Raw genomic sequence first — 528 nt, 5'->3', positions numbered from 1 at the left:
AGTGCAGCATGTCGGGTACGTCGTGCAAATCGAGCACCCCGGCTTCCGTGGGCGCCGACGAGGCATGGTGCATGACCATGCGCCAGCCGGTGGGACCCTTGTGGTAGATGTTCGTGGCGTAGCAGTTGGCGAACTGCGTGCCTTCCCGTGTGCGCACCGCGACCTGCTCGACCAGCACGTGCACCGCGCACATCATGCTCAGCATGACCAGCGGGCGCAGCGGCCGGATGTGCAGGCCGCGGCCAATGAAATCCAGCGCGGTCAGCGGGTTGACGATGGCCAGGCCCAGGCCGGCGCCGCTGACGCCGGTGCGGGCGGCCTCGCCGCGTGAAAAGGGACGCAGCAGGCGATCGACATCTTCGGGGGCGATCCCGGGGCCGCGGTCGGACACCTCGATCACGATCATGCCGCCCTCAGCTTGCAGTGTCATGACCAGATGAGCCTGGCCGTCGCTGGAACGACCGTAGCGGCGCGCGTTCTCGATCAGGTTGCTGACGATGCGCTTGAGGTCCAGTGCCGTGATGCGGG

General features: G+C 67.4%; 1 protein-coding gene. It reads right to left on the bottom strand.

Translation table 11 applies throughout. The annotated features are described in order from the left end of the window. Window positions 1-528 (bottom strand): ATP-binding protein (locus tag SB751_RS28085; RefSeq protein ID WP_410748793.1); only part of this gene is annotated, 528 nt, incomplete at both ends.

This window comes from Cupriavidus sp. SIMBA_020, assembly GCF_046535395.1.
Taxonomy (GTDB): Bacteria; Pseudomonadota; Gammaproteobacteria; order Burkholderiales; family Burkholderiaceae; genus Cupriavidus; species Cupriavidus campinensis.
This window is presented reverse-complemented; position numbering and strand designations above follow the sequence as displayed.